Origin of the sequence: Streptomyces sp. 71268 (genome assembly GCF_029392895.1) — a bacterium.
In the GTDB taxonomy this organism is placed as follows: domain Bacteria; phylum Actinomycetota; class Actinomycetes; order Streptomycetales; family Streptomycetaceae; genus Streptomyces.
In genome coordinates this window covers 3,740,062-3,765,702 of sequence record NZ_CP114200.1, presented here as the reverse complement: position 1 = coordinate 3,765,702, position 25,641 = coordinate 3,740,062, and the positions used below count along the sequence as shown (strand labels likewise).

Below are 25,641 nucleotides of genomic sequence, written 5' to 3'. Positions count from 1 at the left end.
AGAGGACAGCTCGCATGCCTGACGACGATCAGCACGCCAAGGGTTCCGTTAGCTATCTGATGGAGATGGGCGCGCTGAAGCGCGGAAAGCGTTCCGGGTGGTGGATTGCGGGTGTCAAGGACCCCGAAACCATCGCTGAGCACAGCTTCCGTGTCGCGGTCGTCGGAGCCGTGCTGGCAATGATGGAGGGTGCGGACCCCGCCAAGGTGGCTTTGCTGTGTACCTTCCACGACACCCAGGAGACGCGGGTTGGTGACATCCCGTGGATCGGGCGACGGTACCTCACGGCAGCCAAAAACGAGGACGTCACGAGGGACCAGCTCGCCGAAGCTCACCCGGCAGTGGCCGCAGGCATCCAAGCCGTGGTCGAGGAGTACGAGCACGGCGATTCCCTCGAAGTGCTCGTCGCGCATGACGCCGACAAGTTGGAATGCATGATCCAGGGCCTCGAATACGTGGAACAGGGTTACAGCAACGCTCGTGAGTGGGTCGACAGCACACGGGCGAAGCTCAAGACAGCCTCGGCGATCGAACTGGCCAATGCAGCCCAGAACATGTCTTCGGTTGACTGGCAGCGTACCTATCTGCGCTAGCCCGTGTGCACCATTAGAGCGAAGGGCGTGCCCGGCGTGGAGAGGTGAGTCCGTGGCCGAAGCAACGGTCCACGAGGCTAACCCGTTTCGTACCAGATCGATACGAGCCCGGGAAAGGCCGTTTCTAGGTGCAGAGGGTCCCGCATATGCTGCTCGTATCCGCGAAGGGGTAGGTGGCGCGTCCGATGACCCCGCAGAGTGCCGTCCACGTAGAGCGGATGAATGGAGACGCCGCAGCCCGCGCCGAAGAGGCATTCACACTCGTCTATGCGGAGGCGTTCGCGGAGCCTCCCTACGAGAAGACCGTGCGGGATGTCGAGGCGAACTTCCGCCGTTTCCGGTCGCAGGTACGCAAGGCCACGTTCCGAGCTGCCCTGGCCCGCAGTGACGACGGGGAGCCGGTAGGCATCGCCTACGGCTATCCGCTCAGCGCGTCGACCGGCTGGTGGAACCGCCTCATTACTCCCGTGGCTGATGAACTACGCCGTGAGGACGGGCACCGTACATTCGGCCTTATCGAACTGGCGGTTCGCGCCCCCTGGCGGAGACAGGGAGTGGCCAAGCGCCTCCACGACGCGATTCTCGGTAACGCCACAGAAGAGCGCGTCCTGCTCAACGCCCGCCCGGACGTTCCCGCAGCGCAGGCCGCCTATCGCTCCTGGGGCTACGAGAAGATCGGCGAGGCGTATCCGTGGGACGGCGCGGCCTTGCATGACGTCATGATCCTTGGTTTGAGGAAGCCCAGCCGATGACGGGTCGCCTGTGATCCATTGCGCGCCAAGACCGCTGGCTGTGGCGATCACGGGCACCAGGGACACGAGGCATCGCGAGGGCACCTGGTATTCCGCCTTGTTCCGCGTATATCTCGCTCCGTGGGCGACCCAGGACGCACAGTTCTACATTGGTGGCGCAAAAGGTATCGACAGCCTGGCCCTATGCCATCTCGCCGAGAAATCCCGCTCGCGTATCACGGTGGTCGTCCCCGGTACGGTCGAGCAGCAGCCGGCCGAGGCGCAGCACACCATCGAACAATGCCGAAGGCGGGGCCGCATCGCCGAAATCGTCGCACTACGGGCCCCGGAACTCCGTACTGCGGCGTTCCACGCCCGTAACTGTTGGATGGTCGACCGGGCCGACATGGTGATCGGTTTTCCGCTTACGGAGAGCACCGAAGGCTCGGGCACGTGGCAGACACTCAACTACGCCGCATACCTGGGGAAGCCGCGCCTGATTGTGCCCGTATGAGTACAAGCTGGGTCGCAGAGGAAGCGTTGAACCACGCATGCGCGGGGATCAGGAGCGGTCGTTCGTCGACCCGAGCGCCGCCTCAGGGCCACCCCCGCACGCGCGGGGAATGTCAGAGCAACTGACCCGCGGGCTCATCAGGCTCAACCCTGGCATCTCGCCCGTGCGCCCTCCCAGTTGCGCAAGCCGCCCGCCACTCCCGTCTCACCGCGCTCCCTCGCCCGTGGCGCCCTGCCGGCCCAACCGACGCTGGTGCTCCACGAGCCCCACGATGCTCGCCAGATCCTGCAGCGAGCCGACGCTCCAGTCGGCACCGGCCGTATCGGCCCACAGATACCCAAGCGGCCCCCGCCGCAGATGCGCCGTGCGGAGCCCTGCCGCGCGAGCCGGAGCCACGTCGTTCGCGGGGTGATCGCCCACGTACAGAACCTCGTCGGCCGGCACACCCGCCAGGTCCACGACCTGTGCGAAGAACTCCGCGCACGGTTTCGCGACACCCCACTCACCAGAGGTCGCCACCGCGTCCACCGGCAAGCGCAGCGCACGTAACCGCTCGGCCGCCTCGGCCGTCTGGTTCCCGGCCACGACCACTCGCGCCCCAGCCGCGCACAGGGCCGCGAGGGCCGAGCGGACGTCCGGGTAGAGGTCGGCCTCATCCAGCGAGGCGCCCCTCCCCGCTGCCTCCATGGCGGCGCGCTCGGCCGCGATGTCGATGCCCGGGCGAAGCATCCGTACCGCGTCGGCGTTGTCCCTACCCTGCGCGACGACAGCCCCGACCAGCGCGGACATCGTGTGCCGAGGTACGCCAAGCCAATCGGCCCATGCTGCCCAGCCTCGATCGTCGCGTATCAGGGTTTCCCCGACATCGAGCGCCACTACGCGAATCACGGGCCGAGCGTATCGAGTGGCCCGTGACACAACCCCGTCCGCTCGGGGACCAGTTCTCACGGAGCGAGTACGCCCCCGCACGCGCGGGGCCCAGGCCGCCTCCACCCACAGAACATCGACTTCCCAGGGACCACCCCCGCACCGCTGCGGGGACGCACGCCACCACCAACCCAAACACCCCGCGTCACTGCGGGCCACCCCCGCCAGCACGGGGCCGGCTCAACCGACGGCCAGGGGAAGCGCTCAACCAAAGCCAACCCACCCTCCGCACCCGCAGCCGCCCCTCCCGCCACGCACCCCACCCGGTCACCCACAGTGCCGCCCTCCACCCCACGACACCCACCTCCACACCTCCTCACCCCCACCACTCCCCGCAACAACACCCCCTCCCCTGATGTGTCCCTCATCTCATCTGAGCCCACTCGGCCCCCGAACTCGGCCACCGCACAGCGTCACCGCAGGGTCACCGTGTCGCCGCAGAGGCGCGGTCTCACGGCCTCCCCACCGCACCGCACGCCCCATCCAGCCCGCCTCAGTGCCTTCCACATCCGAGCCCCAACATCACGCCCGTAACGGAATGTAACCGTCCACTCTCAAGGTCGACCGAACGCCTGACCCCCGACCGCGGGTACAGTGTGTGTTGTGCGTGGTGACGGACTACTCAGCCACGATCTCCTTCCCGGCGAGAAGGGCCCCCAAGACGCCTGCGGCGTCTTCGGTGTCTGGGCTCCGGGTGAAGAGGTCGCCAAACTCACCTATTTCGGGCTGTACGCGCTGCAGCACCGTGGACAGGAGTCCGCGGGCATCGCAGTGAGCAACGGCTCCCAGATTCTCGTCTTCAAGGACATGGGCCTGGTCTCCCAGGTCTTCGACGAAACCTCCCTCGGCTCCCTCCGCGGCCACATCGCCGTGGGGCACGCCCGTTACTCCACCACCGGTGCCTCGGTGTGGGAGAACGCGCAGCCGACCTTCCGCGCGACCGCCAACGGCTCGATCGCGCTGGGTCACAACGGGAACCTCGTCAACACCGCCGAGCTGGCCGAGATGGTCGCCGAGCTGCCCCGCGAGGGCGGTCGGGCCACCCAGGTCGCCGCGACGAACGACACCGACCTGGTCACCGCGCTGCTCGCGGGCCAGGTCGACGAGGACGGCAAGCCGCTGACCGTCGAGGCCGCCGCGCAGCGCGTGCTGCCGAAGGTGCAGGGCGCGTTCAGCCTCGTCTTCATGGACGAGCACACGCTGTACGCGGCCCGTGACCCGCAGGGCATCCGGCCGCTGGTCCTCGGTCGCCTGGAGCGCGGCTGGGTCGTCGCGTCCGAGACCGCCGCGCTCGACATCTGCGGCGCCAGCTTCATCCGCGAGATCGAGCCCGGCGAGATGGTCGCCATCGACGAGGACGGGCTGCGCGCGTCCCGGTTCGCCGAGGCCCGGCCCAAGGGCTGCGTCTTCGAGTACGTCTACCTCGCCCGCCCCGACACCGACATCGCCGGCCGCAACGTCTACCTCTCCCGCGTGGAGATGGGCCGCAGGCTGGCCGCCGAGGCGCCGGCCGACGCCGACCTGGTGATAGCCACGCCGGAGTCCGGCACGCCGGCGGCCGTCGGGTACGCCGAGGCCAGCGGCATCCCGTACGGGTCGGGGCTGGTCAAGAACAGCTACGTGGGCCGTACGTTCATCCAGCCGAGCCAGACCATTCGGCAGCTCGGTATCCGGCTCAAGCTCAACCCGCTCAAGGAGGTCATCCGGGGCAAGCGCCTGGTGGTCGTGGACGACTCGATCGTCCGCGGGAACACCCAGCGCGCGCTGGTCCGGATGCTGCGCGAGGCCGGGGCCGCCGAGGTGCACATCCGCATCTCCTCGCCGCCCATCAAGTGGCCGTGCTTCTTCGGTATCGACTTCGCCACCCGCGCCGAGCTGATCGCCAACGGGCTCTCCGTCGAGGAGATCGGCAAGTCGCTGGGGGCCGACTCGCTCTCGTACATCTCGATCGACGGGATGATCGAGGCGACCACGATCGACAAGCCGAAGCTGTGCCGCGCCTGCTTCGACGGCGAGTACCCGATGGACCTGCCCGACCCGGAGCTGCTGGGCAAGCACCTCCTGGAGTCGGAGACGGCCGGGGTGGCCAAGCCCGACGCGGACGGCGTCGCGACGCTGACCGCGGGTGTGGGCGGGGCCGACGCGCTCCGTCGCCCGTGACCCGCACGCACTTCCTGATCACAACCTGAAGGTTCCAGCCATGCCTGAGACATCTCCCGTCGGCGGCGGCGCCAGCTATGCCGCCGCGGGTGTCGACATCGAAGCGGGCGACCGCGCCGTCGAGCTGATGAAGGAGTGGGTGAAGAAGGCCACCCGACCCGAGGTCGTCGGCGGCCTCGGCGGCTTCGCCGGGCTCTTCGACGCCTCCGTGCTCAAGCGCTACGACCGCCCGCTGCTCGCCTCGGCCACCGACGGCGTCGGCACGAAGGTGGACATCGCCCGCCGCCTCGGGGTCTACGACACCATCGGCCACGACCTGGTCGGCATGGTCGTGGACGACCTGGTGGTGTGCGGCGCCGAGCCGCTGTTCATGACCGACTACATCTGCGTCGGCAAGGTCTACCCGGAGCGGGTCGCCGCCATCGTCAAGGGCATCGCCGAGGGCTGCGTCCTCGCCGGCTGCGCCCTGGTCGGCGGCGAGACCGCCGAGCACCCGGGCCTGCTCGGCGCCGACGACTTCGACGTGGCCGGCGCCGGCACCGGTGTGGTCGAGGCCGACCGGCTGCTGGGCGCCGAGCGGATCCGCCCCGGCGACGTGGCCATCGCGATGGAGTCCTCCGGACTTCACTCCAACGGGTACTCGCTCGTGCGGCACGTGCTGTTCGACCGGGCCGGCTGGAGCCTGGACCGCGAGGTGGCCGAGTTCGGTCGCACGCTGGGCGAGGAACTCCTGGAGCCCACCAAGATCTACGCCCTGGACTGCCTGGCGCTCACCCGTACCGCCGAGGTGCACGCGTACTCGCACATCACCGGCGGCGGGCTCGCCAACAACCTGGCCCGCGTCATCCCCGACGCGCTGCACGCGACTATCGACCGGTCGACGTGGACGCCGGACCCGGTGTTCGACGCGGTCGGCCGGGCCGGCTCGGTCGAGCGCGCCGAGCTGGAGAAGACCCTGAACATGGGTGTCGGCATGATCGCCGTCGTGCCGCAGGAGTCCGTGGACGTGGCGCTCACCACCCTGGCCGACCGGGGCGTGGACGCCTGGGTCGCCGGCGAGATCACCGAGCGCGGCGACCGCGCCGAGGCCGTGACCCTGACCGGTGACTACGCGAGCTGAGTCCCACGCGGGCAGCACAGAACCCGGTCCGGGGCACTGGGCCCTGGACCGGGTTGATGTTGGTGCTGTGAACGCCGTAGACGTGCCGTGGACGCGAGACGTCAAGCGCGACGACGATGCGCCGGAGAGTCCGAGGGCTCATCATCACCCTCGTCGTTGTAACGATCCGCGTACTCCGCGTACGGATCGTCATCCTCCAGCTCATCGTCGAGCGGCTCGCTGTTCGGCGGCTGCTTCGTCGTCGATGCGCCTAGCTCGTTGGCCAGGCGTGAGAGATCCGTCCCACCGCTGTTGTACTTCAGCTGGCGGGCGACCTTTGTCTGCTTGGCCTTGGCCCGGCCGCGCCCCATGGCTCGACCCCCTCGGTGACGGGGCTCGACGGCCCCAGAGTCTTGACACGCGTTCATGAGTCGGAGCGGACTCTCGACGGAGAGACCGGTCCGTAGGGCTTCAACGGTACCTGTTTCTCTGGCCATACGGTACGTCGCCCACGGCACGTGCCACCTGGCAGAACCTACGAGGCGCCCCGTCCTCGCTGGTCAGCAGCGATTTTAACGCGTATTGGGCGCCGACCCGCCGACGGGCCGTGAGCGATCTCTCCCTTGCCGCCTCCCGGGACACGGCGCGGGCCGCCGTCGCCGGCCCTCGGCGGCCTCCGGCTGCCGTGCGGTGGCCGGACAGGGGCGGCGGGGTGACGGGGGTGCGACGTTCGGCCCAACGGGGGCGGTGTTCGGCCGGCGGCCAGGTTCTTCGATCCGGTCTCGGTCGGGCCCGCGGCGGGTGGCGCGATTCGCTCGGCTGGCCGCGCCCACCTGGGGTGGGCCACCTGACGTCGGCCACCGGGGCGACGGTTCGGGCCAGCGGTGGCGTGCGCGAGCGCGGGCCGGTGTGCGGCCCAGCGGCGCGCGCGGGCGCGGACCGGGTGGGCGGCGGGAGCGCGTGCCGCGGTGGAGTGCGGTGCGGTGCGGTGCGCGTACGGGCGGGCTCCTGAGTGAGCGGCCCGCTCCTCGGCGGGGAGTTGGCCGAACCTCGGCGCACGGGCCGTCGACTTTCGGCCGCCGATACGTACGGGATGGGGTACCCGGCACGTACGAGATGGGCCGCCGGTACGTACGGGATGGGGCGGGCCCGCGGCGCTCGGGCGCGTGCGGTGCCGTGACAGGGGTGGCGTACGGCCGCCGCGCGCCCGGGCGCCGGGGCGGGCGGAAGCGGCGACGCAAGCCGCGGCAGGGGTGTCGCCGCGGCTTGCGCCCCCGCTTCCGCGAGGTCGCTGCCGCGCGGTCGCCTCGGTGAGGACGTTTCCGCGCGGGCGCGTCCGGCGGGGCGTGGGCCCCGCGTGGGATCAGCTGCGGCGGGCCTCGGCCATCCGCTGCTCGGCGATCCGGTCGGCCGCCTCGGCCGGCGGGATGCCCTCGGAGCTGGCCCGTTCGAATATGGCCAGCGTCGTGTCGTAGATCTTGGTCGCCTTGGCCTTGGCCCGGTCGAAGTCGAAACCGTGCAGCTCGTCGGCGACCTGGATCACGCCACCGGCGTTCACCACGTAGTCGGGCGCGTACAGGATGCCGCGGTCGGCGAGGTCCTTCTCGACCCCGGGGTGGGCGAGCTGGTTGTTGGCCGCGCCGCAGACCACCTTGGCGGTCAGGGCCGGCACGCTGACGTCGTCGAGGGCTCCGCCGAGCGCGCACGGGGCGTACACGTCGAGTTCGCCCGTGATCATGTCGCTGGTGCTGTCCGCGACCGTGACCTGCGGGAACCGTTCCCGAATCCGGTCGATGGAAGCGTCCAGGACGTCGGTGACCACCACGTCGGCGCCGTCCTCGATCAGGTGCGCCACCAGGTGGTGCCCCACCTTGCCGACGCCGGCGACGCCGACCCGGCGACCGCGCAGCGTGGGCTTGCCCCACAGGTGCTGGGCCGAGGCGCGCATGCCCTGGAAGACGCCGAAGGAGGTGAGCACCGAGGAGTCACCGGCGCCGCCGTTCTCCGGGGAGCGGCCGGTGGTCCAGCGGTTCTCGCGGGCCACCACGTCCATGTCGGTCACGTACGTGCCGACGTCACAGGCGGTGACGTAGCGACCGCCGAGCGAGGCCACGAAGCGACCGTAGGCGAGCAGCAGTTCCTCGCTCTTGACGCCGCCCTGCTCGACGCTGGCCGGGTCGCCGATGATCACGGCCTTGCCGCCACCGTGATCGAGCCCGGCGAGGGCGTTCTTGTACGACATGCCGCGGGCGAGGTTGAGCGCGTCCAGGACGGCTTCCTCATCGGAGGCGTAGGCGTGGAATCGGGTGCCGCCGAGGGCCGGGCCCAGGGCGGTGGAGTGGATGGCGATCACGGCCTTGAGGCCGCTCTCGCGGTCCTGGCAGAGCACGACTTGCTCGTGGCCGCCCTGTTCCGACTGGAAGAGCACGGAGAGCGGATCGCTCGCACGCACGGTCGGGCCGTCGACGCTGACGGTATGACGTACGTCAGTCACGGTGGTGACTCCCATATGTCGCGGTGGATGCCCTCCGGGGGGTGGGGGAGGGCTGGACGGCAAGAGCGTAAGACCTGGGGCGCCAGAGGTTGAGCACAGTGCGGAGGATCACTCACTCGGGGACCATGGGCGTGGGACGATGCGAACGACCGGGAGACGCGGTACGGCGCCGCCCGGCGACGAACTCCGGCCGTGAGGGAGCGGGCGTGACCTTGGCGTCTTCGGTGGTTGTCCCGTATGCGGCCTACCTGCGGGTCTATGAGCCGTTGGTCGCCTTTCCGGAGCCGGAGCGGAGCCACTGGGCCGAGTACGCGCGCCGCGAGCGCACGCCCAGCGCGCAGGACGAGTTGCGCCGGTCGCTGGCGAACCTGCTTCCGGTGCCGCCGGTGCCGGTCCCGGTGCACGAGAGCGACGACGCGTTCGTGGCCACGGTGGACGGCGTCACCTGTGTCTGCCCGTGGCGCACCCGGCTGCGCGGCTGGCTGGCGCTGGAGGAGGTCTCCCAGCGGCTGCCGGGGCCGCTCCTCGACGCCGTGCTGCCGCCGGTGGTGCGCCGACAGGCGGTGGCCGATTTCGAGCGCTGGTCGGAACGCAATCCGGACGCCCGGCCGTGGATCCGCAGCGCGACCTGGCACGTGCCGGTGCGCTGGTTCGTCCTGTTCGCCGACGCGGAGCGGGAGTACACCAAGGGCGAGGACGGCCTCGTACTGCGGTACCGCACGCCCATGGTCGAGGCCAGGCGCCGCGTGGCGCGCGGTCTCAAGGCGCTCAAGGAGGCGCTGGACGAGGGCCCGCTGATCGACGGCCTGGTGGACGTGGGCCGCTGGCTGGAGGAGTTCCACCCGCGCTCGCTCGTGGAGTTGGACTACGGCGGCCTGGTGCACGCGCTGCCCGAGGGGGAGTTGGCCGACGACCACTCCGCGGCGGACGTCGCGGAGGGCCTGGCGGCGCTGCGCGCGGGCGACGGCGCGCGGGCCGGGGTCGCGTACGAGCGCCTGACGGACCGTTGGAGCTCTGTACGGGATCGGCAACGATCTAGCTGAAGTAACGTCACAGACAGCGGTTTAGAGCCGTTACGGGGTGTTGCGCGCGGCGCCGCGGGGTCAAGCTGGGAGCGCTGCCACGAGGGGACGGGCGTGGGCGCGGGCGGATCGGGACGTAGGTCCCGATCCGGGCGATTGCCTCAACCGTGATCTAAAGCACTGAGTTCGGGCCTTGCGGCCATCCCCCATCCTCGTGTCAAAATAGGACAAGGAGTCCACGAAGGGCTCCTTCCGTCCAACTAAGGGCGGATGTATCGGTATTGCGCTCCTTGGTGGGTCTGGTGACGCGTGGTCCTTCTGTGACTGATCGTCACGGCGGCGTGACTGTCCGCTATGGCATAGTCCATCGGCTTCCGTCGAGGTTGAACACCTGAGAGGGCAATTCCATCGGTTTGGCCGACGTGGCTGGACAGATGGTGTAGTTGTAGTGCCGAGGACAAGCCGTTCGTCCTATAACCGACTCGGCCCGCGTCCGCCATTTCGGGCAACGCGGGTCAAGGTGCAGAATTTAGAGGAAAGAACCGTGATGGTTCGGTTCTCCCGAGGAGGCCGCTCATGACCGCTCGCACCCCTGATGCCGAGCCGCTGCTGACCCCGGCTGAGGTTGCCACGATGTTCCGCGTGGACCCGAAGACGGTCACACGGTGGGCCAAGGCAGGCAAGCTCACGTCCATCCGCACGCTCGGAGGGCACCGGCGCTACCGCGAAGCGGAGGTCCGTGCACTTCTGGCGGGCATTCCGCAGCAGCGCAGCGAAGCCTGAAACAACCGCATAACCGGGCATTTCCGGGTCCCCCAATCCGGTCCTCGCCCGTTTCGCTCCACACGACCGGCGTCTGCCCCAACAGGCGCCACGCCCGCTTGACTTGGGTGCGTCGTCGATCGCGCTGGACTCCGCCGGGTCCAGCGCGGTCTTTTTTTATGCCCGGATACGTTCGCCCAGGCCCCTTCGGGGCACTCTGTTCCGGGCGCCCGCGCGGCGGCCAGCACCGGGCGGTGGGCTGTCCGATCGCGAGGACCCGGGGGGTGTGGAGCCGTCCCCGCCGGGGTGGAGAAGCGGCCGAACCGGCTCGGTGTCACGGGCTCGCGTCGATGGCACGGTCGCGGCCAGTCCCGGGTGCAATTGCACATATTAAATTGAGAGGGCGTAAGCGGGGTGTGAGTTCCCCCGCCACGGAAACTCTTTCGGTGACTCCCATCACAGGGCGCCGCACTTGTCTGCTATGCCTCAAGTGCGATATGCGGTCCCCGTATCCGGACGCCTCCACCCTGTCACCGGACACGGCGCGTACACAGCGCCGTTGGTCACCGCTCCGGAGGACTTTCGTCCCCTTTCGGCGTCTGCCGCGCCGCCCGGCCGGCCCCGGTGGCCGGCTCGGTGCCACGGGCGAACCCCACGCCGCCGCGTGCCGCCGCGTCGGGCTGCCCCGGCTGCTCCAGGGCCAGCCGCAGCAGGCGGTGGCAGACCGGGCAGTGCCGGGTCAGATGTCGGTAACCGGATGCTGCGGATAGATGGGCGCGCAGCAACGCCCTCGTCTCGTGCTTCGCCGACGTCGCCATATGCGTACCTCCCGGCCCCCACGGCCTTCCTGACTGGGTACCGCCGGCGCGTGCCCCAGTCAAGGTGCACCGGGGAGTAACACATGCGGGCCGACCCGTTCCGGTCGGCCGGGGCGCGGTGTTGGCGACTCGCCGGAACTGCCGAAAGGCAGGCAGGAACGTTTGAGAAAGACCCCGGCGCGGCTTTCGGGGCACCCGGTGGGCCGCCTGTCAGCTTGTTGCCTCGCCCCCGCGCGGCCGGCACCGGGGGCCGGCTGGCCGCCCCGCGTGCGCCGGCCCGCTCGCGGGCGCTGACGAGGCCCCCACGGCGCGCCCCGCGCCCTCGCGCCGGGCTGGTCGCGGTCCCGCCGCCCCAGGGCGGCGGCCCGGGGCGCTCGGGCCGGGGGCGGTGCGCACGGGCCTGCCGGGCCGGTGCGCACGGGGCCGGTGCGTACGGGGCGGTCCCGTAGGGCCTGGGTGAGCGGATGGGGGCGTACGGCAGGCGTACGGGAGAGGGCGTGGAAACGGCGATGAGGCCCACACCCTTGGGGTGCGAGCCTCATCGTTTACGCGGTCCTGACGGGATTTGAACCCGCGGCCTCCACCTTGACAGGGTGGCGAGCACTCCAAACTGCTCCACAGGACCAAGCTTTCGCGCCGTGTTGTGCTTGTCCGGCCGCGAGAAGAGACTCTACAGCAGGTCAGGGGGTGGGGTCGAACCGCGCCCCCGGCCGCCCCCGCGCGGCCTCGGGAGGCGGCTCCACCCCCGGACGGCGGGGCTACGGCGCGGCGGCGTCCACGGCCTTCACGATCCGCTTGTCGGAGATCGGGTACGCCGTGCCCAGGGCGTGGGCGAAGTAGCTGACCCGCAGCTCCTCGATCATCCAGCGGATCTCCAGCGCCTCCCGTGGCACGGGCCGGCCCGGGTGCTTGAGCTCAAGCTGCTCCAGCAGCCACAGGTACTCGTCGCGCATGTCGTGGACCTTCGCCATCCGGGCGCGGTCCCGCTCGGCGTGGTGCGGCAGTTGCTGGAGGCGGCGGTCGACGGCCACCAGGTAGCGCATCAGGTCGGGCAGTCGCCGTACGCCGTGCTCGGTGACGAAGCCCGGCTTGATCAACGCGGCGAGCTGCTCCCTGATGTCGGCCAGCGACGGCGCGAGCACCACGCTCGTGGTGGCCTTCAGCCGGCGTTCGCACGCCTGCCAGGCGGCCAGCACCTCGCGGACCTTGCGGACGGTGTCCATCGTCACGTCGGTCACGTCCGCGCGGACGGCGTCGAAGAGCTTGCGGAAGGACTCCTCGTCCCACGCCGGGCCGCCACGGGCCGCGATCAGCCGGTCGGTGGCCGCCGCGACGCAGTCGTCGAACAGGGCCTGCACGCTGCCGTGCGGGGAGCGGGACAGCGCCAACTTGGCCCCGTTGTCGAGCTTGCCCTGCGCGAACCTGGCCGGATTTGACGGCAGGTTGAGCAGGATCAGCCGACGGGTGCCCGCCCACATCGCGCGCTCCTGCTCCGCCTCGGTGTCGAAGAGGCGGACCGCCACCGAGGCGCCCTCGTCCACCAGCGCCGGGTACGCCTTGACGGGCTGGCCGCCGCGCCGGGTCTCGAAGGTGCGCGGCAGCGAGCCGATCGTCCAGGAGGTGAGCCCCGAGCGCTGCTCGATGCCCGCGCTCTCCTTCGAGGTGGCGAACACCTTGGTGATCGCGGCCTGCGTCCTGGGCTGGAGGGACGCCTTGAGCGCGACCAGGTCCTTGTCCTCGGCGAGCTTGCGGCGCCGCTCGTCCACCACCCGGAAGGTGATCTTCAGGTGGTCGGGGATCTTGGTGAGGTCCCAGTCGTCGGGGGTGATCGTCACGCCCACCATGCGTTGGAGTTCCCGGCCGAGCGCCGCCGTGAGCGGGCCCTGCGGCTCGGCGCCACTGCGCCCCGCCGTCGGGTTGACCCGTTCCAGGAAGCGCCGGGCGTAGTCGGGGGCCGGCACGTAGTTGCGGCGGATCGGCTTGGGCAACGAGCGGATCAGCTCCGTCACCAGGTCCTGGCGCAGGCCCGGGATCTGCCAGTCGAAGCCATGGTCCTCGACCTGGTTGAGCACCTGGAGCGGGATGTGCACGGTCACGCCGTCCGCGTCCGCGCCCGGCTCGAACTGGTAGGTCACCCGAAACTTCAGCCGGCCCTGCCACCAGGTGTCGGGGTAGGCGTCCTTGGAGATGCCCTGCGCCCGCTCGTTGATGAGCATCGACTTCTCGAAGCTGAGCAACTCCGGCTCGTCCCGGCGTTTGTGCTTCCACCAGGAGTCGAAGTGCGCGCCCGAGACGACGTGTTCGGGCACGCGCTGGTCGTAGAAGTCGAAAAGGGTCTCGTCATCGACCAGGATGTCGCGGCGCCGGGCCCGGTGCTCCAGCTCCTCGACCTCGCCGAGCAGCTTGCGGTTGTCGTGGAAGAACTGGTGGTGGGTGCGCCAGTCGCCCTCGACCAGGGCGTTGCGGATGAACAGGTCACGGCTGGTGATCGGGTCGATCCTGCCGTAGTTGACCTTGCGCTGGGCGACGATCGGCACGCCGTACAGCGTCACCCGCTCGTACGCCATGACCGCGGCCTGCTTCTGCTCCCAGTGCGGTTCGCTGTAGGTGCGCTTGACCAGGTGCTGGGCGAGCGGCTCGACCCACTCCGGCTCGATTTTGGCGTTGACCCGCGCCCACAGTCGCGAGGTCTCCACCAGCTCGGCCGACATGATCCACCGTGGCGGCTTCTTGAACAGCGCGGAGCCGGGGAACACGGCGAACTTGGCGTTGCGCGCGCCCAGGTAGTCGCCCTTGCCGCGGGGCTTGTCGGAGCCCTTGGCCGGGGTCTTGGCGCCGGCCTTGGCCGGGTCCTCGGCGATCTCCTTGAGCCCGATGTGCGAGAGCAGGCCCGCCAGCAGCGACTGGTGCACCTGGTCGGCGGGGATCTCGGTGTCGGCGGCGGACACCTCGATGCCCATGGACTTGGCCACCGTACGCAACTGGCTGTAGATGTCCTGCCACTCGCGTATGCGCAGGTAGTTCAGGAACTCCGAGCGGCACATCCGGCGGAAGGCGGAGGAGGACAGCGCCTTCTGCTGCTCGCGGACGTACCGCCACAGGTTGAGCAGGGCCAGGAAGTCGCTGGTCTCGTCCTTGAAGCGGGCGTGCTGCTGGTCGGCCTGGGCCTGCTTGTCGGCGGGGCGCTCGCGCGGGTCCTGGATGGACAGCGCGGCGGCGATGACGATCACCTCGCGCGCGCAGCCGTTGCGGTCGGCGGCCAGGATCATGCGGGCCAGGCGCGGGTCGACCGGGAACTGGGCCAGCTTGCGGCCCAGCGGGGTCAGTTGCTGGCCACGGCCCTTGCGGCCCGGGCCGCGCTCGCCGCCCCGGCTCTTGCCGCCGCGCCGGTCCGTACGGTCGCCGCCACGGTCACCCCGGGCGTCGGCGGGATGTCGCGCGTCGGCTGGCTCCTCGCCGCCGCCCGGCGCGCCCTGCTCGGTGAGCTGGTCGGGGCTGCCCTGGTCGGCGCTGCTCTGGTCGGCGGGCTGGCGCTGGGGCTCGATGGCGCCCAGCTCGTGCAGCAGGTCGATGCCGTCCTTGATGTTGCGCCGGTCCGGCGGGTCGATGAAGGGGAAGCGCTCGATGTCGCCGAGCCCGGCCGCCGTCATCTGCAGGATCACCGAGGCGAGGTTGGTCCGCAGGATCTCCGCGTCGGTGAACTCGGGGCGGGTGAGGAAGTCGTCCTCGGAGTACAGCCGGATGCAGATGCCGTCGCTGGTACGGCCGCAGCGGCCCTTGCGCTGGTTGGCGCTGGCCTGCGAGATCGGCTCGATGGGCAGCCGCTGCACCTTGGTGCGGTGGCTGTAGCGCGAGATGCGGGCGGTGCCGGGGTCGATCACGTACCGGATGCCGGGGACGGTGAGCGAGGTCTCCGCCACGTTGGTGGCGAGCACGACGCGGCGGCCGGTGTGGCGCTGGAAGACCCGGTGCTGCTCGGCGTGCGAGAGGCGCGCGTACAGCGGGAGGATCTCGGTGTTGCGCAGCTTCTTCTTCTCCAGCGCGTCGGCCGTGTCGCGGATCTCCCGCTCGCCGGAGAGGAAGACGAGGATGTCGCCCTCGCCCTCGCGCTGTAGCTCGTCCACCGCGTCGCAGATGGCGGTCACCTGGTCGCGGTCGCCGTCCTGGCCGCCCTCTTCGAGGAGCGGCCGGTAGCGCACCTCGACCGGGTACGTACGCCCGCTGACCTCGATGATCGGCGCGCCGGCCGGCTCGCCGGCGGCCCCGGGGGCGGCGGGCGCCGCGCCGGGGCCGGTGCCGGGGTCGGTGGCTGTCCCGGGGGCGGTGGGCGCGGCGGCGGTGGGCGCGCTCGGGGTGCTGGGCGCGTCCGGGGCGCTGGGCTGGTCCGGGGCGCTGGGCGCGCCTTCCCGCGTACGCCGGCTCGCGCCGCGCCGGGGCCGGCCGCCGCCGCGCGCGTCCCGGTCGCCGCCCGCGCCCGACGCGCCGCCGCCGACCGTGGCGAAGGCCGCGAAGTGCCGGGCGAACCGCTCCGGGTCGATGGTCGCCGAGGTGACGACGACCTTGAGGTCGGGTCGGCGGGGCAGCAACTGCGCCAGGTAGCCGAGGATGAAGTCGATGTTGAGGCTGCGCTCGTGCGCCTCGTCGATGATGATCGTGTCGTACTGGCGCAGCTCGCGGTCGGTCTGGATCTCGGCCAGCAGGATGCCGTCCGTCATCAGCTTGACCAGCGTGTCCGGGCCGACCTGGTCGGTGAACCGCACTTTCCAGCCGATCGTCTCGCCGAGCTGGGTGCCCAGCTCGTCGGCGATCCGCTCTGCCACCGTACGGGCCGCGATCCGGCGCGGCTGGGTGTGCCCGATGAGCCCGCGCACGCCACGGCCCAGCTCCATACAGATCTTGGGGATCTGGGTGGTCTTCCCGGAGCCGGTCTCGCCCGCGACGATCACCACCTGGTGGTCGCGGATGGCCGCCAGGATGTCGTCCTTCTTCTGGCTGACCGGCAGCGACTCGGGATAGGTGATCTTCGGGACGGCGGCGCGGCGGTCGGCCACCCGCCGTTCGGCCTGCTCGATCTGGCCGGCGATCTCGGCGAGCACGGCCGCGCGGGCCTCGGGCTGACGAATCCGGCGCGCACCGTCGAGTCGGCGCCCCAGCCGCTGCGCGTCGCGCAGCATCAGCTCGGGAAGCCGCTCCAGCAGGGCGGGCAGGGCAGGGGCAGGCTGAGTGGACATACGCCGCCAAGGATCTCACCTCGCCGAAAGAGCTGGCGAACCATTTGTGCCCCGGCGCCCGCGCCGGGGCGAGGAACGGCCGCTCGCGGCCGAATCACGCCCCCGCCCCGGGGCCAGCGCCCGGCCATCCGCCGGATTCCCGGGGGCGCGCCCCCCGGCGGTGACGGCCGCGATGCGGAACGTACGGGTGACTCGGGAGGAATGTTCGCGATGGGTGGCTTAGCGTGACGTCATGGACGACCCGCGTGAACGGCCCGTCCCGGACGACGCACCCGACCCGGGCCGCCCCGCCGACGCCCCGGGCCGCCCCGCCGATGCCTCGGGCCCCGCCGACGCCCGGGGCGGCCCCGCCGCCGACCCGGCCGCGTCGACGGGCGCGCACCCGCAGGCGCGCGGGGCGCCCGGCGGGCGCTCGTGGTGGGCGGTGTTCAAGGACTCGCCGTTCTTCCCGGCCACGGTGCTGGTGGTCATCCTGGCGGCGGCCGCCGGCCTGTTCGCCGGCTCGTACACGTACGTGATGGCAAACCCGACCCCGCACCACGTGCCGACGGCGGTGGTCGGGGCGAGCGACAGCCCGCGCGGCAAGGCGTTCGTGCGCGGCATGGAGGAGGCCCTGGACGCCTCGCTCGAACTGCGCGAGTACGCCACGTACGCGCGGGCCAAGCGGGCCGTGGACGAGCAGCGGGTGTTCGCCGTGCTGTACGTGCGCCAGGCCGTCGGCGACCGGCCGGGCGGCGCCGGGGACCGCGTCGAGCTGGACGTCTCCGGCGCCTCCGGGGCCTCGGTCGCGGAGATCTTCACGACGGCGGGGCCGCGGGTCGGCGCGCGGGTGGGGGTGCCGGTGACGGTCCGGGACCTCAACCCGCTCCAGCGGGGCGACCCGCGCGGGCTGGCCATCTTCTACATCTCGCTCGCCGCGGTGATCATCGGCTTCGTCGGCGCGATCCAGCTCAGCGTGCACGCCCGCACCCTGAACCCGGCGGAACGGATCGGCTTCACCGCCGCGTACGCGCTGCTCGGCGGGTTCGCCATCGCGGCGGTGGTGGACTGGCTGCTGGACGCGCTGCGCCTGCCGTTCGTGGAGTCGTGGCTGATCCTGGCCCTGACGCTGTTCGCGTCGGGGATGGTCTTCACGATGTTCAACACCCTCTTCGGCCGCTGGGCGATGCTGCCCACCTGGGGGCTGATGGTGCTGCTCGGCAACCCGTCGTCGGGCGGCGCCGTCTCCTGGCCGCTGCTCCCCTCCGTACTGGGCCACATCGGCCGTTGGCTGCCGCCCGGCGCGTCGGTGAACGCCCAGCACACGGCGGTCTACTTCGGCGGCCACCAGCACGCCTTCCCGTTCCTCGTGCTGGCCGGCTGGGCGGTGGTGGCCAGCACGGTCTTCTGGGTCTGGCGCCACCGCCACCCGGGCGGCCGTGCGGCGCCGGCGCCATCGGACGCGCCGGCGGCCTAGCGTGGCAGGAGCCCACCGGGCACGCGCCCCACCCGTCCCACCACCCACCCACCCGTACCCGACCCACCCGCACCCCACCCCGCACGCAACCCACCCGCGCCCATCCGCCGGGCCGCCGCGAGAGTGGCCCGGCCACGCGAACCCGAGGAGCAGGAGCATCGTGAAGGCTGTGAGCTACCGCGCGTACGGCGGACCCGAGGTCCTGGAGTACGGCGAACTGCCCGACCCGAAGGTGGGGCCCGACTCGGTACTGGTCCAGGTCAAGGCCGCCTCGGTGAACCCGGTGGACTGGAAGGCGCAGGCCGGCCACCTCAACTCGCTGCTCGACGTCGCCTTCCCGGTGATCCCCGGCTGGGACGTCGCCGGGGTCGTGGTCCGCGGTGGCCTGGACACCCCGGAGTTCGAGGAGGGCGACGAGGTCATCGGCTACGTGCGCAAGGACACCCTGTCGGGCGGGACGTTCGCGCAGTACGTGGCGGCCCCCGTGCGCACCCTGGCCCACAAGCCCACCAGCCTCACCTTCGAGCAGGCCGCCGGGCTGCCGCTGGCCGGGCTCACGGCGTACCAGGCGCTGGCCAAGGCGCTGCGGGTACGGGAGGGCGAGACGCTCCTGGTCCACGCGGCGTCGGGCGGGGTCGGCTCGCTGGCCGTGCAGATCGGCCGGCACCTGGGTGCCCGCGTGATCGGTACGGCCAGCCCCCGCAACCACGACTTCGTGCGCTCCCTGGGCGGGGAGCCGGTCGCCTACGGGGACGGGCTGACCGACCGGGTGCGCGGGCTGGCGCCGGACGGCGTGGACGCGGCCTTCGACCTGGTGGGCGGGGAGGCGGTCACGGTCTCCGCCGACGTGGTGAAGAACCCCCGGCGGATCGCCTCCATCGTGGACCCCGCGGTCACCCCGCTGGGCGGGCGCTACCTGTGGGTCCGCCCGGACGCCACCGACCTGGCGGCCCTGTCCGCCATGGTCGACGCCGGTGCCCTGACGGTGCCGGTCGCGGCCACCTTCCCGCTGGAGCGCACGGGCGACGCCCAGCGCCTGAGCGCCGAGGGCCACGTGCGGGGCAAGGTCGTCGTCACGGTGACCTGAGGCCCGGGCCGCCCGCGCACGGGCGGGGCGGCCCGTGGCCGCCACGGGCGCGCAGCGAGAAGGCCCCGGCCGGTCAACCCGGCCGGGGCCTTCTCGCTCTGTGCGGCGGTGGCTGGGGCCGGGGTCGAACCGGCGACCTATCGCTTTTCAGGCGATCGCTCGTACCAACTGAGCTACCCAGCCACGCAACCTCGCGGTTGCGGCGGTCCTGACGGGATTTGAACCCGCGGCCTCCACCTTGACAGGGTGGCGAGCACTCCAAACTGCTCCACAGGACCCAGCACACGTGCGAGCCCAGTCTCGCACATGGTGTCGCGTGCCCCCAACGGGATGCGAGGCCGGGTTCGCTACCGCGCGACCCCCGGTTCCGCCGGCCCGGGCTCGGGGCGGGGAAGCTCGTCGAGGTCGAGGGTGAAGACGCGGCCGTCGGCCAGGGGGACGGGGAGTCTGCCGGTGCCGTACGGGTGGGTGTGCGCGGCGATGTAGCCGGTGCCGTTCGGCTGGGTGTGGACGACGACCTCCCGCGCGTACGGGTCCACGATCAGGTAGACGGGGATGCCGTAGCGGCCGTACTTGGCCGTGCAGTCGTCGTAGTCCTTCCGGGCCGAGGAGGTCGAGACGACCTCGGAGATCAGCAGGACGTCCTCGAAGCTGTACCGCTTTCCCCGCTTTTGGGCGTCCTCGCGCAGGATCGCGAGGTCGGGGGCGGAGTTCTCGTCGGCGGGGAAGTCGATGTACACATCGGACGTCACCTTCGCGTGACGGCCCAGGGCGAGCGTGTCGATCTGCAGGGAGCGGAGCGTGCCGGAGTGCTCCTCGCTCCGTGGAGTCATGATCACCTTCCCGTCGACACCGAAGAAGACCGTGTATCCCTCGGGGAACTGTGTGTGCACGATCGCGTCGACACTCATCAACGACTCCTTCCCGGGCGAGGTCAGGCTACGGCGGCCGGCTCCGCGGTAGCGGCTTGTCCAGACGAAGGAGCCCAGCGCTTCCGCGAGTGGGAAAGCTGGGCAGGGCTCGACTTGGTGCTGCCCGATCCCTCGGTCTCCGGTGTGGCCTGAGACCACCCATCGTGTTCCAGGCGCGGAACGCCGTCTCAGAACGCGAGGTCTTCCCAGGTGATGTCCAGGCTGAAGGGCTCGGGGAAGGCGATTCCCGGGCCTGCCGGCTCCCATTCCCCCACGGGGACGTACAGGGCCTGGCGGAGTGGCTTGACGACGAGCCCGGCGACTGGTGCCGAGGCGACCTCGTAGGCCCGCACCGCGGTGATGTCCCAGGTCCCGGGCGAGTCGAGTTCGACCTCCCAGTACCAGGGGATGCCGGCTTCGGCGTACCGGTCCATCTTCCAGGCTCTGCGCTTGGGGGTATCCGAGCCTGACAAGACCTCGCCTGCCAGTACGACGTCGCTCGCGAACGTGTCGGCGCCGCGGGGCAGGCAGCGGCGGATGAGGAAGTCCGGGGTGAGGTAGCTGGACTTGTCCGGGGCGAAGAACACGTTGGTCTCCACCTCGACCTGCCAGCAGCGCTGCTCGCCGTCACCAGCGGCACCCCGCATGGCCTGGCGGGCGCCGGCCTCGAGGGCGTTGCGCATCCGTACAGCAAAGCGCTGGTGCTCCAGGGGGCCACACCGGGTCCAGACAACCTTCCGGTCCCAGAGCTCGATCTGAGCCGCGACGTCCTCGGGAAGTCTCTGGAGTTCGTCCCAGCTCAGGAACTCAGGGAGGTCGGCACCCGGTGCGTTGAGCGCGCCTGCTGACATGCCACCTCCCGTGCCCGCGCACCCTCACGATAGCGGGGCCCGCCGGACCGCGCGCGGACGGAAGCGGCACGGGGATGGTCGGGTCACTCGAAGATCGGCGTCGGCATGCTCGTCCCGTTGTCGCCGCGGTCCGGGCGCCGGGGCGGGGAGGCTCGCGGGATTCTTAGGTAAAGCAGTAGCGTCCTGAGGAATGCGAAAGAGCCCTGGGCGGCATGTGCTCCAGGGCTCTTTCGTCGTGGTGGCTGGGGCCGGGGTCGAACCGGCGACCTATCGCTTTTCAGGCGATCGCTCGTACCAACTGAGCTACCCAGCCACGCAACCTCGCGGTTGCAGCGGTCCTGACGGGATTTGAACCCGCGGCCTCCACCTTGACAGGGTGGCGAGCACTCCAAACTGCTCCACAGGACCAGAATCTATGCACAAGCGAGAATGCATAGAGTTTTGCGTGCCCCCAACGGGATTCGAACCCGTGCTACCGCCTTGAAAGGGCGGCGTCCTGGGCCACTAGACGATGAGGGCTGATGGCCCACCTGAGCGCCTTCCGGCGCCGTCGGGGACGTGAGAAGCATATGGGATGCCGACGGGGATCGCCAAAACGGTTTGCCGCGCGGTGGGGGCGGGGGTGACCTGGGGTGTCGCGGAGGGGGAGCGGGGACCGGATGGTTTGGGGTGTGCGAGGGGTGTTCGACGCACGCGTGGGGCGCGGGCGGGGCGCCTGCCCGACAATGGCCGGGTGCTGGAAATGACGCGCGAGGAGTTCGAGGAACTGGTCGCCGAGGCCCTGGACCGCATTCCGCCCGAGCTGACGCGGCTCATGGACAACGTGGCGGTGTTCGTGGAGGACGAGCCGCCCGCGGACGATCCGGAGTTGCTCGGGCTCTACGAGGGGACGCCGCTGACCGACCGGGGCGAGTGGTACGCGGGCGTGCTGCCGGACCGGATCACCATCTATCGGGGGCCCACGCTGCGGATGTGCGCGGGCCGCGAGGACGTGGCGGGCCAGGAGCCGACCGGCCAGCCATCCGAGTGGGCGGCCCCGGGCGCGCGGGAGGCGCCCGAGGGGGCCCAGGCGCCCGTGTCGGGCGAGCCCGGTGTGGGGCAGGGGGCGGAGCCCGGAGCCGAGTCTGGAGCCGGGCCCGGAGTCGGGCCGGGGGGTGTTCCGGCCGGGGGGTCCGGCGGGCCGTCGGACGCCCTGCGGGACGCCGTACGTGACGAGGTGGCCATCACCGTCGTCCACGAAGTCGCCCACCACTTCGGCATCGAGGACGAGCGGCTGCACGAACTCGGTTGGGGGTAGTGCCCCGTTCGGGCCGGGCCGGCGCCGCTCGGCCCCGGACAGCGGCCCGCACAGCGGCCCCGAACAGCGCCGCCCGGCCCGCCGGTGGCCGGGTCGGCGCGCGGCCTGGGTGTGGTGCGGCGTCGCGTCGGCGGCGGTCACGGGGTGCGGTCAGGCGCGGCTCGGCGCGGCCCGGGTGCGCGGTCCGGGGGGTTTCCGGGGTGTGGGGGTGTCGTGGCTCGTGCGGCGCGTGTCCTGGGTGGGGCGGCGCCAGTTGGGCAGATGGCCCGCACCGTGCGCCGGAAGGTAACCCACTCATGCCCGGAATGTCCGCCTGTGCTCCTCGCGCTCCCCGCGCCCCGCGCTCCGCGTCCCGTGCTGTGGCGCGTACTCCGGCGCGTGCCGCGGCCGTGATGCTCGCCGCCATGGCGTTGGCGGGCTGCATGAGCGTCTCCGAGCCGGACCGCTCGCAACCGGCCGGCGGCGAGGGAAGGAGCGGGCAGCCGGACGGCGCGTTGCCGGGCCCCGACGGCGGTGCCGTGCTCCCCGACGGGGCGCGCCGGGGGGCCGCGCAGCCACGGCCGGACGGTTCGGCGAGCGCTTCCTCGTCTCCTGAGCCGGACGCCGAGCGGTCGGACGCTGAGCGTGAGCCTGGCGACGGCGAGGGTGAGGGCCGGCCGGGGGAGGCCGGTCGGCCCTCGCAGGCGCCGCCGGCCGCCGCGGACCCGCCGACCCGGCCCGACGTGCCCGCCCCGTCTCCCACGGGCTCGATCCCCCGGCCACGGCCGACCGCGCCGCGGCCCAGCAGCCCGCCGCCGGAGCCCAGCACCCCCGCCCCCACGACCGCGCCGACCACCTCGCCGCCCCCGAGTACGCCGCCGCCGGCCGAGGGCACCGAACCGGCTCCCCAGCCGAGACCGCTGCGCGAGCGGTGAGCCGCCTGGCCTGGGGCGCGGAGGGGTGTGAGGGTGGGATTTGCCTTCCGGGGGGCGGGGTGCGTATGGTGGTAGATCGTTTGATCCCATTTGCCCGGCCGACTTCGGAGAACCCTCCCGGAGCGCGCCGCGTGGCGCGTTCCTTTCCTTGCCGTGGCTGACCGCATCGAGGCGGTCGTTTGCGAAATCACACGGAGTCTGGGCGCGTGCCGTAACTCCGGAAGGTTTCGCGTTTCGCATGTCCATTTCTGCTGAGCACACCGTCATGCCCGAGGTCGATGAGGCCGGCATGATCCCCGAGGCCACCGCGACGTTCGTCGCCGAGGTCGACGCCGCTGACGCCTCCGTCGCGGCCCCCTCCGAGCCCATCGAGGCCCCCGAGCCCGCCGCTGCCGCTGAGCCCGCCGAGCAGCCCGCCGAGTCCGCCTCCGTGGACGAGGACGAGGCCGCCGCGTCTGACGACGCCGCCGCGACCGACGACGCCGCCGACGAGGACGTTGAGACGTCCGTCACGTTCGCCACCCTCGGGCTGCCCGAGCAGGTCGTCCGCAAGCTGAAGCAGAACGGCGTCACCACCCCGTTCCCGATCCAGGCCGCGACCATCCCGGACGCGCTGGCCGGCAAGGACATCCTGGGCCGAGGCCGTACCGGCTCCGGCAAGACCCTCTCCTTCGGCCTCCCGCTGCTGGCCCAACTCGCCGGCGGCCACACGGAGAAGAAGCGTCCCCGTGGCCTGATCCTGACCCCCACCCGCGAGCTGGCCATGCAGGTCTCCGACGCGCTCCAGCCGTACGGTGACGTGCTCGGCCTGAAGCTCAAGGTGGTCTGTGGCGGCACCTCGATGGGCAATCAGATCTACGCCCTGGAGCGGGGCGTGGACATCCTGGTCGCCACCCCGGGCCGACTGCGCGACATCATCAACCGTGGCGCCGCGACGCTGGACCGGGTGCAGGTCGCCGTGCTCGACGAGGCCGACCAGATGGCCGACATGGGCTTCCTGCCCGAGGTCACCGAGATCCTCGACCTGGTGCCGACCGGCGGCCAGCGGATGCTGTTCTCCGCGACGCTGGAGAACGAGATCGACACCCTCGTCAAGCGCTACCTGACCAACCCGATGACGCACGAGGTGGACGCGGCGCAGGGCGCGGTCACAACCATGACGCACCACGTGCTCGTCGTGAAGCCGAAGGACAAGGCGCCGGTCACCGCCGCCATCGCGGCGCGCAAGGGCCGCACCATCATCTTCGTCCGCACCCAGATGGGCGCCGACCGCGTCGCCGAGCAGCTCGTGGACGCGGGCGTACGGGCGGACGCGCTGCACGGCGGCATGACGCAGGGCGCGCGGACCCGCACGCTGGCCGACTTCAAGGACGGTTACGTCAACGTCCTGGTCGCCACGGACGTCGCCGCGCGCGGCATCCACGTCGACGGCATCGACCTGGTCCTGAACGTGGACCCGGCCGGCGACCACAAGGACTACCTGCACCGCTCCGGCCGTACGGCCCGCGCGGGCAAGAGCGGCACCGTCGTCTCGCTGGCCCTGCCGCACCAGCGCCGGCAGATCTTCCGGCTGATGGAGGACGCGGGCGTCGACGCCTCGCGGCACATCGTCGGCGGCGCGGGCGCCTTCGACGACGACGTGGCGCGCATCACCGGGGCCCGTTCGCTCACCGAGGTGCAGGCCGAGTCGGCGGCGAACGCGGCCAAGCAGGCCGAGCGCGACGTACAGGACCTCACCCGCCAGTTGCAGCAGGTGCAGCGGCGCGCGACCGAGCTGCGCGAGGAGGCCGACCGCCTGTTGGCCCGCGCGGCCCGCGAGCGCGGCGAGGACCCGGCCGCGGCCGTGGCAGCGGCGGCGCCCGCCGAGGCCACCTCGGCGACGGAGCCCGCCACGGCCGGCGTCCAGGACGGCGACGCGGACGCGTCCGCCGCCGTTCCCGCGACGCGGGAGAGCACCGAGCAGCAGGCCGCGGACGCCGCGCCGAGCCGCCCGGAGCAGGAGCGCGGCGGGTACGACCGCCGCGACGACCGGGGCAACTTCGAGCGCCGCGACCGCCGCGACGACCGTCCGCAGGGTGGTTTCCGCCGCGATGACCGTCCCTCCGGTGGCTTCCGGCGCGACGACCGCCCGTCGGGTGGCTTCCGCCGCGACGACCGGCGTGATGACCGTGGTGGCCGTTCCTTCGAGCGTCGTGACGACCGTCCGCAGGGTGGTTTCCGTCGCGATGACCGTCCCTCCGGTGGCTTCCGCCGGGACGACCGTCCCTCGGGCAACTTCCGTCGGGATGACCGCCCGTCGGGTGGCTTCCGCCGCGACGACCGGCGTGATGACCGTGGTGGCCGTTCCTTCGAGCGTCGTGACGACCGTCCGCAGGGTGGTTTCCGCCGCGATGACCGTCCCTCCGGTGGCTTCCGGCGCGACGACCGCCCGTCGGGTGGCTTCCGCCGCGACGACCGGCGTGATGACCGTGGTGGCCGTTCCTTCGAACGCCGTGACGACCGCCCGCAGGGTGGCTTCCGTCGCGACGAGCGCCCCTCCGGCGGCTTCCGCTCGGACCGCCCGTACAACCGCGACCGCCGCGACGAGCGTCCCGCCGGCGGCCACCGCCCGGCCAACGGCGACCGCCCGCACGGCCGCCGCGACGACCACCGTGGTGGCACCGGCTCCTTCGGTCGCCGCGACGACAAGCCGCGCTGGAAGCGCAACGGCTGACCGGTGAGTGAGTGACGGGGCCCGTATGGCACGGTGGTGTGCTGTACGGGCCCCGTCGCTC

General features: G+C 71.6%; 17 protein-coding genes, 6 tRNA genes and 2 pseudogenes. 12 read left to right on the top strand and 13 right to left on the bottom strand.

The annotated features are described in order from the left end of the window. The first annotated feature begins 14 nt into the window (after nt 1–14). The 3 genes from OYE22_RS14375 to OYE22_RS14365 all read left to right on the top strand — a co-directional run bounded on the left by OYE22_RS14375 (nt 15) and on the right by OYE22_RS14365 (nt 1,838). The gene (locus OYE22_RS14375) at nt 15–593 is read left to right on the top strand and encodes an HD domain-containing protein (RefSeq protein WP_277320772.1); all 579 of its coding nucleotides are present in this window, start codon (nt 15–17) and stop codon (nt 591–593) included. Nucleotides 594–778: 185 nt separating this feature from the next. Continuing rightward, on the top strand, nt 779–1,345 hold the full coding sequence (locus OYE22_RS14370) for a GNAT family N-acetyltransferase (protein ID WP_277320771.1): 567 nt from the start codon (nt 779–781) through the stop codon (nt 1,343–1,345). Nucleotides 1,346–1,379: 34 nt separating this feature from the next. Then, entirely contained in the window at nt 1,380–1,838 is a 459-nt protein-coding gene (locus OYE22_RS14365) for a DNA-processing protein DprA (RefSeq protein ID WP_277324129.1), read from the top strand. A gap of 204 nt (nt 1,839–2,042) precedes the next feature. On the opposite strand, the gene OYE22_RS14360 is transcribed toward OYE22_RS14365, so the two are convergent. Further along, the gene (locus OYE22_RS14360; protein WP_277320770.1) at nt 2,043–2,726 is read right to left on the bottom strand and encodes an HAD family hydrolase; all 684 of its coding nucleotides are present in this window, start codon (nt 2,724–2,726) and stop codon (nt 2,043–2,045) included. Between the two features lie 633 nt (nt 2,727–3,359). On the opposite strand from OYE22_RS14360, the gene purF reads away from it, so the two are divergent. Both purF and purM read left to right on the top strand, forming a co-directional pair. Beyond that, nucleotides 3,360–4,925 carry an amidophosphoribosyltransferase gene (gene purF / locus OYE22_RS14355; protein ID WP_217196087.1) on the top strand — a complete coding sequence of 522 codons (1,566 nt, stop codon included), beginning with the start codon at nt 3,360–3,362 and terminating at the stop codon, nt 4,923–4,925. Nucleotides 4,926–4,965: 40 nt separating this feature from the next. After that, on the top strand, nt 4,966–6,045 hold the full coding sequence (gene purM / locus OYE22_RS14350; protein ID WP_277320769.1) for a phosphoribosylformylglycinamidine cyclo-ligase: 1,080 nt from the start codon (nt 4,966–4,968) through the stop codon (nt 6,043–6,045). Between the two features lie 101 nt (nt 6,046–6,146). Here purM and OYE22_RS14345 read toward each other — a convergent pair whose 3' ends face one another. Together OYE22_RS14345 and OYE22_RS14340 are read right to left on the bottom strand one after the other, a co-directional pair. Further along, a complete protein-coding gene (locus OYE22_RS14345; protein WP_176163184.1) occupies nt 6,147–6,395 on the bottom strand; it encodes a DUF3073 domain-containing protein in 249 nt (82 codons plus the stop codon). A 992-nt stretch (nt 6,396–7,387) separates the two neighbouring features. Next, the gene (locus OYE22_RS14340; protein WP_277320768.1) at nt 7,388–8,533 is read right to left on the bottom strand and encodes a Glu/Leu/Phe/Val dehydrogenase dimerization domain-containing protein; all 1,146 of its coding nucleotides are present in this window, start codon (nt 8,531–8,533) and stop codon (nt 7,388–7,390) included. Between the two features lie 191 nt (nt 8,534–8,724). On the opposite strand from OYE22_RS14340, the gene OYE22_RS14335 reads away from it, so the two are divergent. Both OYE22_RS14335 and bldC read left to right on the top strand, forming a co-directional pair. Next, nucleotides 8,725–9,561, top strand: coding sequence for a hypothetical protein (locus OYE22_RS14335; protein ID WP_277320767.1), 837 nt, complete (start codon nt 8,725–8,727; stop codon nt 9,559–9,561). Between the two features lie 555 nt (nt 9,562–10,116). After that, nucleotides 10,117–10,323, top strand: coding sequence for a developmental transcriptional regulator BldC (gene bldC / locus OYE22_RS14330; RefSeq protein ID WP_003949541.1), 207 nt, complete (start codon nt 10,117–10,119; stop codon nt 10,321–10,323). A 542-nt stretch (nt 10,324–10,865) separates the two neighbouring features. Here bldC and OYE22_RS14325 read toward each other — a convergent pair. From OYE22_RS14325 to hrpA, 3 genes are all read right to left on the bottom strand, one after another. Beyond that, nucleotides 10,866–11,120: a DUF6274 family protein gene (locus OYE22_RS14325; protein WP_277320766.1), complete on the bottom strand. Its 255-nt coding sequence runs from the start codon at nt 11,118–11,120 to the stop codon at nt 10,866–10,868. A gap of 550 nt (nt 11,121–11,670) precedes the next feature. Continuing rightward, nucleotides 11,671–11,745, bottom strand: a tRNA-Asp gene (locus OYE22_RS14320). 133 nt (nt 11,746–11,878) lie between these two features. Beyond that, the gene (gene hrpA / locus OYE22_RS14315) at nt 11,879–16,351 is read right to left on the bottom strand and encodes an ATP-dependent RNA helicase HrpA (protein ID WP_277320765.1); all 4,473 of its coding nucleotides are present in this window, start codon (nt 16,349–16,351) and stop codon (nt 11,879–11,881) included. 232 nt (nt 16,352–16,583) lie between these two features. On the opposite strand from hrpA, the gene OYE22_RS14310 reads away from it, so the two are divergent. After that, on the top strand, nt 16,584–17,807 hold the full coding sequence (locus OYE22_RS14310; protein WP_277320764.1) for an ABC transporter permease: 1,224 nt from the start codon (nt 16,584–16,586) through the stop codon (nt 17,805–17,807). A 160-nt stretch (nt 17,808–17,967) separates the two neighbouring features. Beyond that, on the top strand, nt 17,968–18,894 hold the full coding sequence (locus OYE22_RS14305; RefSeq protein ID WP_277320763.1) for an NADP-dependent oxidoreductase: 927 nt from the start codon (nt 17,968–17,970) through the stop codon (nt 18,892–18,894). Nucleotides 18,895–19,003: 109 nt separating this feature from the next. Here OYE22_RS14305 and OYE22_RS14300 read toward each other — a convergent pair. The 7 genes from OYE22_RS14300 to OYE22_RS14270 all read right to left on the bottom strand — a co-directional run bounded on the left by OYE22_RS14300 (nt 19,004) and on the right by OYE22_RS14270 (nt 21,175). After that, nucleotides 19,004–19,077, bottom strand: a tRNA-Phe gene (locus tag OYE22_RS14300). Nucleotides 19,078–19,097: 20 nt separating this feature from the next. Further along, a tRNA-Asp gene (locus OYE22_RS14295) sits at nt 19,098–19,172 on the bottom strand. Between the two features lie 69 nt (nt 19,173–19,241). Further along, nucleotides 19,242–19,805, bottom strand: coding sequence for a Uma2 family endonuclease (locus OYE22_RS14290; protein WP_277320762.1), 564 nt, complete (start codon nt 19,803–19,805; stop codon nt 19,242–19,244). A 188-nt stretch (nt 19,806–19,993) separates the two neighbouring features. Further along, entirely contained in the window at nt 19,994–20,656 is a 663-nt protein-coding gene (locus OYE22_RS14285; protein WP_277320761.1) for a Uma2 family endonuclease, read from the bottom strand. Between the two features lie 236 nt (nt 20,657–20,892). Beyond that, nucleotides 20,893–20,969, bottom strand: a tRNA-Phe gene (locus OYE22_RS14280). Between the two features lie 20 nt (nt 20,970–20,989). Next, a tRNA-Asp gene (locus OYE22_RS14275) sits at nt 20,990–21,064 on the bottom strand. A 38-nt stretch (nt 21,065–21,102) separates the two neighbouring features. Beyond that, nucleotides 21,103–21,175: transfer RNA gene (locus tag OYE22_RS14270), tRNA-Glu, on the bottom strand. A 223-nt stretch (nt 21,176–21,398) separates the two neighbouring features. On the opposite strand from OYE22_RS14270, the pseudogene OYE22_RS14265 reads away from it, so the two are divergent. The 3 genes and pseudogenes from OYE22_RS14265 to OYE22_RS14255 form a co-directional block, all read left to right on the top strand. Beyond that, nucleotides 21,399–21,650, top strand: a pseudogene (locus OYE22_RS14265) (metallopeptidase family protein); the annotation flags it as partial. A 201-nt stretch (nt 21,651–21,851) separates the two neighbouring features. After that, nucleotides 21,852–21,953: pseudogene (locus OYE22_RS14260) on the top strand (metallopeptidase family protein); the annotation flags it as partial. A gap of 1,152 nt (nt 21,954–23,105) precedes the next feature. Next, nucleotides 23,106–25,580 (top strand): DEAD/DEAH box helicase, encoded by a 2,475-nt coding sequence (locus tag OYE22_RS14255; RefSeq protein WP_277320760.1) that lies wholly within the window; start codon nt 23,106–23,108, stop codon nt 25,578–25,580. Nucleotides 25,581–25,641 lie beyond the last annotated feature (61 nt).

Coding starts and splice junctions, on each gene's coding strand:
- OYE22_RS14375 (WP_277320772.1), top strand. CDS start 15: ATGCCTGACGACGATCAGCACGCCAAGGGTTCCGTTAGCTATCTGATG.
- OYE22_RS14370 (WP_277320771.1), top strand. CDS start 779: ATGACCCCGCAGAGTGCCGTCCACGTAGAGCGGATGAATGGAGACGCC.
- purM (WP_277320769.1), top strand. CDS start 4,966: ATGCCTGAGACATCTCCCGTCGGCGGCGGCGCCAGCTATGCCGCCGCG.
- OYE22_RS14345 (WP_176163184.1), bottom strand. CDS start 6,395: ATGGGGCGCGGCCGGGCCAAGGCCAAGCAGACAAAGGTCGCCCGCCAG.
- OYE22_RS14340 (WP_277320768.1), bottom strand. CDS start 8,533: ATGGGAGTCACCACCGTGACTGACGTACGTCATACCGTCAGCGTCGAC.
- bldC (WP_003949541.1), top strand. CDS start 10,117: ATGACCGCTCGCACCCCTGATGCCGAGCCGCTGCTGACCCCGGCTGAG.
- OYE22_RS14325 (WP_277320766.1), bottom strand. CDS start 11,120: ATGGCGACGTCGGCGAAGCACGAGACGAGGGCGTTGCTGCGCGCCCAT.
- hrpA (WP_277320765.1), bottom strand. CDS start 16,351: ATGTCCACTCAGCCTGCCCCTGCCCTGCCCGCCCTGCTGGAGCGGCTT.
- OYE22_RS14310 (WP_277320764.1), top strand. CDS start 16,584: ATGGACGACCCGCGTGAACGGCCCGTCCCGGACGACGCACCCGACCCG.
- OYE22_RS14290 (WP_277320762.1), bottom strand. CDS start 19,805: ATGAGTGTCGACGCGATCGTGCACACACAGTTCCCCGAGGGATACACG.
- OYE22_RS14285 (WP_277320761.1), bottom strand. CDS start 20,656: ATGTCAGCAGGCGCGCTCAACGCACCGGGTGCCGACCTCCCTGAGTTC.
- OYE22_RS14255 (WP_277320760.1), top strand. CDS start 23,106: ATGTCCATTTCTGCTGAGCACACCGTCATGCCCGAGGTCGATGAGGCC.